Consider the following 12,462-nt stretch of genomic DNA (forward strand, 5'->3'; position numbering starts at 1 on the left):
ACTGATCATGCATCCTGCTTTCTCGGTCATCTTCCTCACCACCTTGATCGGCGCCGGCCAGGGACTGTTCCTGGCGCTGTTTACGGTCGAGTCCTACGGCCTGCTCGAGCTCGTGCCCAGTCAGGGACCGGAGTTCTACGCTCATGGCAGCCTGCTGGCGCTGGCGCTGCTGGTGCTGGGTCTGTTCGCGTCGTTCTTTCATCTCGGGCGCCCCGAGCGCGCGTGGCGCACGGCGACCAAATGGCGTACCTCGTGGCTGTCGCGCGAGGTGATCGTGCTGCCGGCGTTCATGGCCGTCGTGTTCCTGTACGGGCTCGCGCACTGGACCGGCTTCAACCCGTCGCTGGGAACACTGCCGGGCGGGTACAACGTGCTGGCCACGGTGCTGCTCGGCGCCCTCGGTGCATTGCTCGCGTTCGCGCTGTTTCTGAGCACCGCGATGATCTACGCAGCGGTGAAGTTCCTGCAGGAATGGCATTCGCCGCTGACCGTGGTGAACTACACGCTGCTGGGTGGCGCGTCGGGCTTTACGCTGGCCGCCGCCTACGCCGCCTGGGCCCAGACTGACCTGGTGTCCTTCCTCGCCGGCTGGGCGATCATCCTGACGCTGCTCGCGCTGGTCAGCCGCGCCGCCTCGCTGATCCGCAACGCCCGGATCAAGCCGATCTCGTCGCTGCAGACCGCGATCGGCGTCAAGCACCCGCGCATCGAGCAGAAGTCGCAAGGCTTCATGGGCGGCTCGTTCAACACCCGCGAGTTCTTCCACCACCGCTCCGCCGGCTTCGTACGCGCAGTGAAATGGGCGTTCTTGATCGGCGTGTTCGCGATCCCGGCGGCCCTGCTGGCGCTCGCGATGCTGATGACCGTGGACGCGACCCCCGTGCTGGTCGCCGCGTTCGCGGTGCAGTATCTGGGGCTGCTCGCCGAGCGCTGGTTCTTCTTCGCCCAGGCGAACCACCCGCAGAACCTCTACTACCAGTCGGTCGCCTGATCCTGTCTGGAGGCGGGGGCAGGCGCGCATTTCCAGGCTTGCCGGCCCGCGCTACCCCGCGGGCCAGTAGTCGGTGGCGATGCCGTCGCCGAGGTCGGCCTCGATCAGGCGCTGGCGCACCTCGAGCAGTTTCTCGATCAGCGCCGGCTCGCTGCGCTCGTAGGCCGCGGCGTCCGGTACCCGGTTGACCACCACGCCCAGCAGCTCCGTGATCGCGTTGCCGATCGAGTTCTGGCTGATGGTCACGATCAGCCGGCCGTCGTCGTTGCGGTAGATCAGCTGCTTGAACGCCGGCTGCCAGCGGATCGCGTTCGCGTAGCGCGCGTCGTGGATGCAGCGGTCGCGGACCTTTTTCGCGGTCTTCAGGAAGTCGTTGTTGAACAGCAGCACTTCCTCGACATGATGCGGGAAATGCACGTCCGCGGGCATCGGCGCGTTGCGGGTCGAGACCTGCGAGAAGAACGTGCGGTAGAAGTCGAGAAAGCCCTTCAGGATCGCGTCGTACTCGCGCCAGAAGCGGATGTCCTGCAATGCCGCAGCGCCGCCCTGGATCTCCCAGCTCGGAAGCCCCTGCGGATACCCGGTCAGGTCAAGCCGCGCATGTTCGTCCGCGGCCGGCTTCAGGATCTCCAGCTCCAGCGCCCGGGTGAAGAATTCGCGGTAGACATCGCGCATGTACTGCTGGAACAGGCTGTGCTGACCACCGTCGGTCAGGTTGGGGTTCGCGGGGTCGGCGAGGCGTGCCTGCCGCAGCTCGCCCATCGGAAACACGATGAAATGGTTGTGCAGCATCCGAATGCTCGGCACCCCGGGCGCGGTCAGCGGCCAGGTCGCATCCAGGCTCGCCTCGCCGGCCAGCACCAGCACATCCGCCGGGTCCGGGTACCGCTCCAGCATGTACTCGATCAGGATCCCGTTCATCCGGTTCCACACGTGCCGCACCGCGGCCGGCACCTGGGTCCGCCGCACCGGGCGGCCGAGCGGATCCAGAATGACCTTCGAGGTGTTGTAGATGATCGAGCAATCGAACTCGTTGCTGTGCCCCAGCGCCTTGCGGTAGAGCAGCAGGTTTTCCGGATTCGCAAGCAGACCGTTGTTGTGCACCAGATCCGCCAGGTTCTCGGTGCTGTTGAAGAACTCGTTGGGTTTCATCCCCTCCGGGATTTCCAGCGGGATCGGGCGGAACGGGGTGGTGATTTCGCGTGGACCTGCTTGCATGGATGGGGTCGCAACCTCGTTCTAGGGGCACGAACGGCGGCTGTCGCCCGGCCGTTGCGCACGTGAGCCTTGTGCCTGCCACAGCAGACCCTGTACTGTACCGCCCCGCAGTGCGCCGGGCCGCACGGGCCCGGAACCATACCATATTCACCACCCGCTGAAGGAGCGAACTCATGCGACTGATTCTGTTGGGCGCCCCCGGTGCCGGCAAAGGCACGCAGGCCCAGTACATCACCGAGAAATACAACATTCCGCAAATCTCCACCGGCGACATGCTGCGCGCCGCGGTCAAGGCCGGGACGCCGCTGGGCATCGAGGCCAAGAAGGTGATGGACGCGGGCGGCCTGGTGTCCGACGACATCATTCTGGGTCTGATCAAGGAGCGCCTGGAGCAGCCCGACTGCGCCAACGGGTTCCTGTTCGACGGCTTCCCGCGCACCATCCCGCAGGCCGAGGCGTTGAAGGAACAGGGCGTCAACCTGGACTTCGTGGTCGAGGTGGACGTGGCTGACGAGGAGATCATCAAGCGCATGAGCGGGCGCCGTGTGCACCCGGCATCGGGCCGCACCTACCACGTGACGTTCAACCCGCCGAAGGTCGACGGCAAGGACGACGTCACCGGCGAGGATCTGATCCAGCGCGACGACGACAACGAGGAAACCGTGCGCAAACGCCTCGACGTCTACCACAGCCAGACCAAGCCGCTGGTCGAATTCTACTCGAAGTGGGCCGCGAGCGGCGACACGGCTGCACCGAAATACGTGAAGATTGCCGGCATCGGCTCGGTGGAGTCGATCCGCGACGAGATCTTCAAGGCCCTCGGCTGATCCTCTCCCCCGCTCCCAGGGAAGGACCGGGGAGAAAAGAAAGCCCCTCCCCCGCGGGCGGGGAAGGGGCTGGTGGGGCGTGCCCGGGCAGGGAGGGTGTTCAGCCCTGCAGCACCTTCGACACCAGGTTCTGGCGCAGGCGGTACGCATCGGGCATGCCCGAACCCAGCAGCGGCCGCAGGTACAGCCGGAAGGCATCGGTCACATCGGTGCCGGACTCGGAGATGAACTCATCCGGCATCACCTTGGTCTTGCCGGCCACCGCTTCCAGCGGCGCGAGCCGATAGTCGACCGAGTAGAAACCGGTGCGCTCGATCACCACCGAACCGTCGCGGTCGCCCCACATCGCGTACTGCACCGCCTTCTCGCCGACTTCCCGCGCCTCGCGCTGATCGACGTCGGACACACAGCCGATGAACGAGCGCTGCACGTAACCGAAGGTGTCACCGCGCACGCGCTTGACCCCCAGCTTGGTCCGGATCTCGTCGCAGAGCATGTCGGCCAGTGCACCGGTGCCGGACAACTGCACGTTGCCGTGCGCGTCCTTCTCGACGTCCTTCGCGAGCTTGACCGCAATCGGCACGCCTTCGGCATCATGGATGCCTTCGCTGACCGCGATCACGCAACGGCCGTAGCGATCCATCGTCGCCTTCACGTCGGCGAGGAACTTGTCCACCTCGAACACGCGTTCCGGCAGGTAGATCAGGTGCGGGCCGTCGTCCGGGAACTTCTTGCCCAGCGCCGAGGCAGCAGTCAGAAAACCGGCATGTCGACCCATCACCACCGCAAGGTAGATGCCCGGAAGCGCGTTGTTGTCGAGGTTCGCGCCGATGAAGGCCTGAGCGACGAAGCGCGCGGCGGACGGGAATCCGGGAGTGTGGTCGTTCTCGACCAGGTCGTTGTCGATCGTCTTCGGAATGTGCACGCTGCGCAGCGGGTAGTTGGCCTTGCGCGCCTCCTCGCTGACGATGCGCACCGTGTCCGACGAGTCGTTGCCGCCGATATAGAAGAAGTAGTTGATTTCGTGCGCCTGCAAAACCTTGAAGATCTCCTGGCAGTACTTCAGGTCGGGCTTGTCGCGGGTGGAACCGAGCGCCGACGAAGGTGTATTCGCGACCATCTCGAGGTTGTGCGTCGTTTCCTGGGTCAGATCGAGGAATTCCTCGTCGACGATGCCGCGCACACCATGGAACGCACCGTAGACCAGTTCGACGTTGTTGAACTTGCGGGATTCGAGCACCGCACCGACCATCGACTGATTGATTACCGCCGTCGGGCCCCCGCCCTGGGCGATCAGAACCTTAGCCATCCCATCCTCCTTCTGTATGCTATTGAAGCGAAAAGAAATCCGTGCCCCGCTCCGGCGGGAGCCGGTCGCGACTATACGCGATCCGTCCCGGGGCCGGTAGGGGTGGGAAGTACGGTGGTACCTCTTCCGGGAACTGGCGGCGCGCGGAATGCAGACTATCCTTGAATGCCATGAGTGATCATGCGCTGACAGACCCCTTCGGCCGCCGGATCGAGTACGTCCGGGTATCGGTCACCGACCGTTGCGACCTGCGGTGCTTTTACTGCATGCCCCGCGGCTTCCGCGATTTCGAAGAGCCCGAACACTGGCTCACGTTCGACGAACTCGAGCGGGTGATGGCGGCGTTCGCGCGGCTCGGCACGCGGCGCATCCGCCTGACCGGCGGCGAGCCGCTGGTGCGCAAGGATCTGCCGGCCCTGGCCCGGCGCCTGTCGGCCCTGCCCGGTGTCGACGACATTTCCCTGTCCACGAACGCGACCCGGCTCGCCCGCGAGGCCGAGGCACTGCGCGGCGCAGGCGTTCGCCGCATCAACGTCAGCCTCGACTCGCTAAAACCCGAGGTCTTCAGGCAGGTCACCGGCGGCAAGCTGGAAAAGGTGCTCGACGGACTGATGGCCGCGAAAGCGGCGGGTTTCCGCCCGATCAAGATCAACATGGTGATGATGGGCGGCATCAACGACGGCGAAGCCGAGGACATGGTCGAGTTCTGCCTCGAGCACGGCTTCACGCTGCGCTTCATCGAAACGATGCCGATGGGAGACACCGGGCGCGAGGCGAGCGGGCATTTCGTCGACCTGCAGCAACTGAAGGCGCGCCTTGGGCGCCGCTTCGACCTGCTGCCCGGGGTCATGCCCGGCGGCGGACCCGCGCGCTACGTGCAGGTGGCCGGCACCGACCTGCACATCGGGTTCATTACACCAATCTCGCAGCATTTCTGCGCGACCTGCAACCGCGTGCGACTCTCGGTGGACGGCACGATCTACACCTGCCTCGGCAACGAGCACAGCCTGCAACTGCGGCCCCGACTGCGCGCCGAGTGTTCGGATGCGGACATCGACGACGCGATCCGCGAAGCGATCGCGCTGAAGCCCGAGCGGCACGAGTTCCACGAGAAGCCCGAGAAGGTGCTGCGCTTCATGTCGATGACCGGCGGCTGAACGTAGCTGGCGGCATGTGCCCCCAGCCACCCGATCGGATGGTTGTGCGGCCGTAAAGCATGAGTCCTGCTCCGTACCGCAACGACCGACGAGCGCAGCGTCATCCGCCGGGCGGGCCTCCCGCCAGCCGACCATGCTTGCTCGCACGGCTCATGACGGGCTGCTGCCGCCTCCGCTCGGCCATTCGTTGCGCTTTTCGGCGCAGTCAGTCGACCCAGAGGCTCTTTGCGTTCACGAACTCGCGGATGCCGAGCCCCGCAAGCTCGCGCCCGTAGCCGGAATCCTTGACCCCCCCCGAACGGCAGCCGCGGATCGCTGCGCACGATGCCGTTCACGAACGCGCAGCCGCATTCCAGGCGGCGTGCGAGCGCCTCGCCACGCACGCGGTCCCGGGTCCACACGCTGCCGCCGAGCCCGTACCGCGACGCGTTGGCGAGGCGGACCGCCTCGTCCGCGTCCGCCGCGCGGGTGACCGCGGCCACGGGACCGAAGGTCTCCTCGTCGAACGCTGCCATGCCGGGCCGCACGCGGTCGAGCAGCGTCGGCGCATAGTAGAAACCGGGACGGTCGAGCCGCTCACCGCCCGCGAGGCAGACCGCGCCGACCTCCACGCTGCGGGTCACCTGGCCGTGCAGCTCGTCACACAGATCCGCGCGCGCCAGCGGACCGAGATCGGTGTCCTCGGCCATCGGATCGCCGACCTTCATCCGCTCGATCCCGGCCTGCAGCCGCGCGACGAACTCGTCGGCGACGTCCGCCTCGACGATGAACCGCTTCGCGGCGATGCAGGTCTCGCCGTTGTTCTGAAAACGCGCTTTCAGCGCCTGCCCGACGGTCCGGTCGAGGTCCGCATCCGCGAGCACGATGAACGCATCGGAGCCCCCCAGTTCGAGCACCGTCTTCTTCAACGCCTTGCCGGCCGCGGACGCGACCGCGCGCCCGGCGCCCTCGGACCCGGTGAGGCTGGCACCCCGCACCCGGGGATCGGCGATCACGCCGGCGACCGCGTCGGAGCGGATGGCCAGATTCCGGAACACGCCCTCGGGGTAACCCGCCTCCAGGAACACCTGCTCAAGCGCCGCCGCGCAACCGGGCACGTTTGCCGCGTGCTTCAGCAGCACGGTGTTGCCCGCCAGCGTCGCGGGGATGGCCTGCCGCAGCACCTGCCAGTACGGGAAGTTCCAGGGCATCACCAGCAGGATCGGGCCCAACGGCTGCCAGGCGATCAGCGAACGCCCCGCATCCGTCGGCACCCTCTTGTCGGCAAGGAAGCCGGGGCCGTCCACGGCGTAATAGTCGCAGGCGACCGCGCATTTCTCGATTTCGGCCCGGGCTTCGGCGAGGCGCTTGCCCATTTCGGCGGTCGCCTGCCGGGCAAGCGGGGCCGCCTGTGCACGCAGCACCGCCGCGAGGCGTTGCAGCGCCTGAACCCGCTCGCCCAGCGGGACCGCCGCCCAGTTGGGGAAACGTTCCTCCGCTCGGGCAAGCGACGCTTCCAACCCGTCGGCCGACAGCACCGGGAACGTGCCGAACCGCTCTCCGGTGGCAGGATTGATGCTGATCAATTCGTCCATGGCGTCGCCCTCGTCTGGTTCGCCGCCGGTATGCGGCGCGTGTGGCGCGTGTGGCGCTGGTCGATGCACGGTAGTATAGAGGGGTACGCTAAGCGATTCCGGGACGGGAGTTGTGCACGCCATGTCGATCAAGAGTGTTTGCCTCCTCGGGGGCACCGGCTTCGTCGGACGCCACATCGTCGCGCGCCTGACCGACAGGGGCATGGCCGTTCGCGTACTGACGCGCCACATGGAACGGCATCGCGACCTGAAGGTCATGCCCGAGGTGGACCTGGCCGCGGGCGACCCGCACGATCCGGCCACGTTGGAAGATTTCTTTGCCGGGGCCGATGCGGTCATCAACCTCGTCGGGATCCTGAACGAGAAGGGTCGCGACGGGTCCGGGTTCCGGAAGGCCCATATTGAGCTGACCGAGAAGGCGCTGGCGGCCGCGACCGACCAGGGCTTGCGCCGGTTCGTGCAGATGAGCGCGCTGAAGGCGGACATGCCCGATCCGCCGAGCCAGTACCTGCGCAGCAAGGCCGAGGCCGAACGTGCGGTATTCGCCGCCAGCGCGTTCCCGGTCACGGTGTTCCGCCCCTCGGTGATCTTCGGACCCGAAGATTCGTTCCTGAATCGCTTCGCCGGGCTGCTGAAGATCGCGCCGTTCATGCCGCTGGCACGCGCCGAGGCCCGCTTTGCACCGGTCTTCGTCGGTGACGTCGCCGACCACTTCGTGAACTGCCTCGACGATCCGGCCACGTTCGGCAAAGGGTTCGAGCTCTGCGGTCCGCGCATCTACACGCTGCGCGAACTGGTGCGCTACACCGCGCGCCTGACCCGGCGGCGGCGCCCGATCGTGCCGCTGCCAGGCTGGGCCGGCCGACTGCAGGCTACGGTGTTCGAGTTCGTTCCTGGCAAGCCGCTGTCGCGCGACAACCTCGCGTCGCTGTCGGTGGACAGCGTCTGCACCGGCGAGACCCTGCCCTGCCCGACCCTGCTCGAGGCCGTGGCCCCCGCCTACCTCGGCCAGGAGGGCCATCAGGCCCGGATGCAGCGCCTGCGTACCGGAACGCGCGAATAGGTCTCCGGGTCGGAAGCTAGCCGTCATGGAGACCTACCTGGTCGGCGGAGCCGTGCGGGACCGCCTGCTGGGCCGCCCCGTGCGCGAGAAGGACTACGTGGTTGTCGGGGCCACCCCGGCGGAGATGGAGGCACGCGGCTTCCGCCCCGTGGGCCGCGATTTTCCGGTCTTCCTGCACCCGCAGACGCACGAGGAATACGCGCTGGCGCGCACCGAGCGCAAGACTGCGAGGGGCTATCACGGCTTCCGCTTCAACGCCGCACCCGAGGTCACGCTGGAGCAGGATCTCGCGCGCCGCGACCTGACCATCAATGCGATCGCCGAGGCCGCCAACGGCGGGCTGATCGACCCGTTCGGTGGCCAGGCCGATCTGCAGGCCCGGGTGCTGCGCCACGTGTCGCCGGCCTTTGCCGAGGATCCGGTGCGCCTGCTGCGGGTCGCACGGCTCGTGGCACAGCTATCCCCCTTCGGTTTCACCATCGCGCCCGAGACCGAGGCCCTGATGCGCGAACTGGTGACCAGCGGCGAGGTCGACGCGCTGGTTCCCGAACGGGTCTGGGCCGAGTGCGAGAAAGCGCTGTCAAGTCCCGCCCCGCTTCGATTCTTCGAGGTGTTGCGGGCCACCGGAGCGCTCGAAGTGCTGTTCCCGGAACTGGCCCGGCTGTTCGGAGTGCCGCAGCCGCCACGCTACCACCCGGAGATCGACACCGGGGTGCATACCTTCCTGGTGTTGGAGCAGGCCACGCGGTTGAGCGAGAGCCCCGAGGTGCGGTTCGCAGCCCTGGTACACGACTTGGGCAAGGGCACGACCCCGGCCGAAATCCTGCCCGGCCATCACGGCCACGAGGAACGCGGCGTGCAGCTGATCCGGGAACTGGCGCAGCGCCTGCGCATCCCGAAGCGCCACCGCGACCTCGCGATCAAGGTGGCGCGGCACCATGGGCTGGTCCACCGGGTGTTCGAACTGCGCCCCGCAACGCTACTGAAACTGATCGAAGGCCTCGACACGCTGCGCCGGCCCGAAGGCCTGGAACCCTTTCTCCTGGCGGTCGAGGCCGATTTCCGGGGGCGTGCCGGATTCGCCACCCGTCCCTACCCGCAAGCCGATGCGGTGCGCCGGGCAGCCCGTGCGGCCGCCGGGGTATCACCCGAACCGCTTACCCGGGAAGGGCTGCGGGGTGCGGCCCTGGGCACCGCGCTGCGCCGGGCGCGCATCCGCGCCATCGCCGAACTGCGCCTGCAGGACGAGGCTCCGAACGGACCCGGCTGAAACCGGAAGCCGCTGCACGGCCTCGGAGCGGATGAAAACACCCCCGTCACTGCGAAGGATGACGCTCCCCCCGCACGGCGGGATCCGGGTTGCCCATGCGCATGCAACGGGGTCCGCGCAAACAACCCGGGTGCGCGCAACGCCGCCGGGCGCAGCAGGCACGAGGTCAGTATCACCTGACGTCAGTCCGGGGGAATGCGAATCCGGGCCAGCGCCGGCCCCAGGCGCCGAATCACCGCCGGGTCGTTGGCGGTCTTGGCCAGCATCAGCATGCCTTCCATGTAGGCAAGCATCGCCTCGGCGGTCGCCCGGACATCGACCGGACCCGTCTCTCCGATCGCGACCGCATCCTCGATCACATGTTCGAAACGCGTGCGAATCGCGGCGAACACGGCCCCGAGCCGGCGGCGGATGGCCTCGTCGGTGGTGGCGAGTTCCAGCGCCAGGTTGCCGAACGGACAGCCGGGCATGCGGCCCGTCGCGGCCATCGCCCCCTGCTGGAAACCGCAGAGGTGATCCACGAACCGCTCCAACCTCCGCAGCGGCGGCACGTCGCGTCCGAAGGCCGGTGACAGCACCTGCTCGTCCAGGATCCGCCGCAGCTCGTCGATCACGGCCAGGCTGAGGTCCTGCTTGCTCGGGAAGAAATGATAGAAGCTGCCCTTCCTGGTGCGGGCCTGCGCGCAGATCTCGGCGACGCCCACGCCGGTATAGCTGCGGCGGTGGATCAGGTCGCAGGCGCTGTCGACGATCCGCTGCCTCGTCTCGCATTGATCGGTCATCGCGCAAGGATGGTGGACCGTCCGGTCAAAGACAACGGGTAGGATTCCCCATTGCCAAGGCCACCGAGCGCGCGCAGGCGCACGACACGCGGCGTAGCGCCATGCCCTGCGCACGCAGCCACTTGCCTCCCCCGGGCGGTCGCCGTACCCTGCGGCGGCGTTTGCGGATACGACGAGGACCCGATCGATGGATTTCACCCTGGCGCGCGTGAACATGGTGGAGCAGCAGGTTCGCCCCTGGGATGTGCTCGACATGCGCGTCCTCGACGTCATGGAATCGTTGCCCAGGGAAACGTTCGTGCCCGCGGGCCGCGAGGGTTTGGCGTATGCGGATACCGAGATCCCGCTGGGTCACGGCGAGTCGATGCTGGCCCCGAGAGTGGTCGGGCGCTTGCTGCAGGCGCTGGCCCCCGGGGACAGCGAAACCGCGCTGGAGATTGGCACCGGCTCCGGTTTTGTCACCGCCTGCCTCGCGCGGCTCGCGGCGCAGGTCGACAGCGTCGAGCGCGTGGACGAATTCCGCCTGGCGGCCCGTGCGCGGTTGGAAGCACTCGGGATCGGCAATGCCTCTCTGCGAACCGCGACGGCGTCACCCGGCTGGACACCGCCGCGAAACCGCTACGACGTGATCAGCGTCAACGGGGCGATGACGGACTACGACCCGTTCCTGCAGTCGAGCCTGAGCCTGGGCGGGCGCCTGTTCGTGGTGGTGGGCCGCCCGCCGGTGATGCACGCCCGGTTGGTGATCCGGGTCGCGGAGGACAGCTACCGCACCGAGACGCTGTTCGAGACCCGGCTGAAACCGCTGCTGGGCTTCGAACCGCGCCCCGAGTTCGTCTTCTGACGGTCGCCGCCTGCCGGGGTCCGGCACGCCCATTGACGCCCGGGCTCTGCTAGCATATGCGGATCGCGATTTCCCGGGGATCCCTGCCATGAAAATGCTTCGCGCCCTGTGCGCCACCGCCGTGTTCGCCGCCACCTGGGCGTTGCCCGCCCAGGCCGAGGACCTGCTGCAGGTATTCGAGCACGCCCAGATGGAGGACGCCCAGCTGCGGGCGGCCGAGGCCCAGTACCGGGCGGTGCTCGAGGCAAGACCGATCGCACGCTCGACGCTGCTGCCGCAGCTCTCGGCCGACGCCGAACTCGGTGCGTTCTACTCCGACCCGGACGGCAGCAGCAGCATCGACGGTTCCAGCCACAGCATCGGGCTGAACCTGAACCAGAGCCTGTTCGACCAGCGAAACCGGATCGGCGTGCGCCAGGCGGACCTGCAGATCTCCAGTGCCGCGGCCGAACTCGATGCCGCCCGGCAGGATCTGATCCTGCGCGTCGCCGAAGCCTATTTCGGCGTCCTGGTCGCCCGGGAGACGCTGGAGTTCCGCAGGGCCGAGCGCGAGGCCATCAGCCGGCAGCTCGAGCAGACCCAGCGGCGCTTTGAGGTCGGGCTGATCGCGATCACCGACGTGAAGGAAGCGCAGGCGCAGTTTGACATTGCGTCTGCCGAGCAGATCGCGGCCGAGAACGCGCTCAACCTCGCGCGCGAACAGCTCGCAGTGATCACCAACCGCTATTACGACCAACTCGCCGCCCTGGGAGAACACCTCGACATGCCCTCGCCGGACCCTATGGATCCCCAGGACTGGGTCTCGGCGGCGCTCGAGAATAACCAGGAGCTGAACGCACAGCGCCTGAGTGCCGAGGTCGCCCGCGAACAGATCGGGCGCCAGCGCGCGGAGGGGCTGCCGACACTGGGGCTGGGGGCCTCGGTCAGCGACACCGGCTATTCCGGGGTGAACTCGGTGCCCGGAGGGCAGTTCAACGACCGCACCGACGCCCAGATCGGGCTGCGGCTGGACGTGCCCCTGTACACCGGCGGGCGCGTCAGCGCGATCACCCGCGAAGCTCGGGAGCAGTTCGAGGCAGCGCAGGAGACGGTGGTGTTTACCCAGCGCCAGACGGTACAGAACACCCGGAACAGCTACCTTTCGGTGATCGCGAACGCATCCAGGGCGCGGGCGCTGGCTCAGGCGCTGCAATCCACGCAGGCAGCATTCGAATCGGCCCAGGCCGGCTTCGAGGTCGGCACGCGCACCCAGGTCGACGTGTTGCTGGCCCTGCGCGAGGTCTTCAGGGCCGAGCGCGATTATGCCGAGGCCCGCTATGGCTACCTGCTCGAGACCTTGCGCCTGCAGCGCGCGGTCGGGAGCCTCAGCCTCGCCGACCTGCAGCGCATCAATGCCTTCCTGGAATAACGCCCCGCACAGGTCCGGC

10 protein-coding genes and 1 pseudogene are annotated in these 12,462 nt (G+C 67.6%); 7 read left to right on the forward strand and 4 right to left on the reverse strand.

Annotation, left to right across the window (positions count from 1 at the left end; translation table 11 throughout):
• The first annotated feature begins 7 nt into the window (after positions 1 to 7).
• Positions 8 to 991, forward strand: coding sequence for a dimethyl sulfoxide reductase anchor subunit family protein (locus tag TVNIR_RS17160; protein ID WP_015260343.1), 984 nt, complete (start codon positions 8 to 10; stop codon positions 989 to 991).
• Positions 992 to 1,042: 51 nt separating this feature from the next.
• On the opposite strand, the gene TVNIR_RS17165 is transcribed toward TVNIR_RS17160, so the two are convergent.
• Positions 1,043 to 2,209 carry a hypothetical protein gene (locus tag TVNIR_RS17165; protein WP_015260344.1) on the reverse strand — a complete coding sequence of 389 codons (1,167 nt, stop codon included), beginning with the start codon at positions 2,207 to 2,209 and terminating at the stop codon, positions 1,043 to 1,045.
• Positions 2,210 to 2,382: 173 nt separating this feature from the next.
• On the opposite strand from TVNIR_RS17165, the gene adk reads away from it, so the two are divergent.
• Positions 2,383 to 3,036: an adenylate kinase gene (adk, locus tag TVNIR_RS17170; protein ID WP_015260345.1), complete on the forward strand. Its 654-nt coding sequence runs from the start codon at positions 2,383 to 2,385 to the stop codon at positions 3,034 to 3,036.
• Positions 3,037 to 3,136: 100 nt separating this feature from the next.
• Here adk and TVNIR_RS17175 read toward each other — a convergent pair whose 3' ends face one another.
• Complete coding sequence (locus TVNIR_RS17175; RefSeq protein ID WP_015260346.1) at positions 3,137 to 4,345, reverse strand: 6-phosphofructokinase; 1,209 nt, start codon at positions 4,343 to 4,345, stop codon at positions 3,137 to 3,139.
• 170 nt (positions 4,346 to 4,515) lie between these two features.
• Here TVNIR_RS17175 and moaA point away from each other — a divergent pair, with 170 nt between their 5' ends.
• A complete protein-coding gene (gene moaA, locus TVNIR_RS17180; RefSeq protein WP_043739898.1) occupies positions 4,516 to 5,502 on the forward strand; it encodes a GTP 3',8-cyclase MoaA in 987 nt (328 codons plus the stop codon).
• A 205-nt stretch (positions 5,503 to 5,707) separates the two neighbouring features.
• Here the strand turns inward: moaA and TVNIR_RS17185 are convergent.
• Positions 5,708 to 7,076, reverse strand: a pseudogene (locus TVNIR_RS17185) (NAD-dependent succinate-semialdehyde dehydrogenase).
• 121 nt (positions 7,077 to 7,197) lie between these two features.
• Between TVNIR_RS17185 and TVNIR_RS17190 the strand changes: the two are divergent.
• Both TVNIR_RS17190 and TVNIR_RS17195 read left to right on the forward strand, forming a co-directional pair.
• Positions 7,198 to 8,139 (forward strand): complex I NDUFA9 subunit family protein, encoded by a 942-nt coding sequence (locus TVNIR_RS17190; protein ID WP_043739900.1) that lies wholly within the window; start codon positions 7,198 to 7,200, stop codon positions 8,137 to 8,139.
• Between the two features lie 25 nt (positions 8,140 to 8,164).
• Positions 8,165 to 9,409: a multifunctional CCA addition/repair protein gene (locus TVNIR_RS17195; protein WP_015260350.1), complete on the forward strand. Its 1,245-nt coding sequence runs from the start codon at positions 8,165 to 8,167 to the stop codon at positions 9,407 to 9,409.
• A 182-nt stretch (positions 9,410 to 9,591) separates the two neighbouring features.
• Here the strand turns inward: TVNIR_RS17195 and TVNIR_RS17200 are convergent, their stop codons facing one another.
• Complete coding sequence (locus TVNIR_RS17200) at positions 9,592 to 10,191, reverse strand: TetR/AcrR family transcriptional regulator (RefSeq protein ID WP_015260351.1); 600 nt, start codon at positions 10,189 to 10,191, stop codon at positions 9,592 to 9,594.
• Positions 10,192 to 10,378: 187 nt separating this feature from the next.
• On the opposite strand from TVNIR_RS17200, the gene TVNIR_RS17205 reads away from it, so the two are divergent.
• Both TVNIR_RS17205 and TVNIR_RS17210 read left to right on the forward strand, forming a co-directional pair.
• Complete coding sequence (locus tag TVNIR_RS17205; RefSeq protein ID WP_015260352.1) at positions 10,379 to 11,035, forward strand: protein-L-isoaspartate O-methyltransferase family protein; 657 nt, start codon at positions 10,379 to 10,381, stop codon at positions 11,033 to 11,035.
• Positions 11,036 to 11,123: 88 nt separating this feature from the next.
• Positions 11,124 to 12,443, forward strand: coding sequence for a TolC family outer membrane protein (locus tag TVNIR_RS17210; RefSeq protein ID WP_015260353.1), 1,320 nt, complete (start codon positions 11,124 to 11,126; stop codon positions 12,441 to 12,443).
• Positions 12,444 to 12,462: the final 19 nt, after the last annotated feature.

Origin of the sequence: Thioalkalivibrio nitratireducens DSM 14787 (assembly GCF_000321415.2) — a bacterium.
GTDB classification, from domain to species: domain Bacteria; phylum Pseudomonadota; class Gammaproteobacteria; order Ectothiorhodospirales; family Ectothiorhodospiraceae; genus Thioalkalivibrio; species Thioalkalivibrio nitratireducens.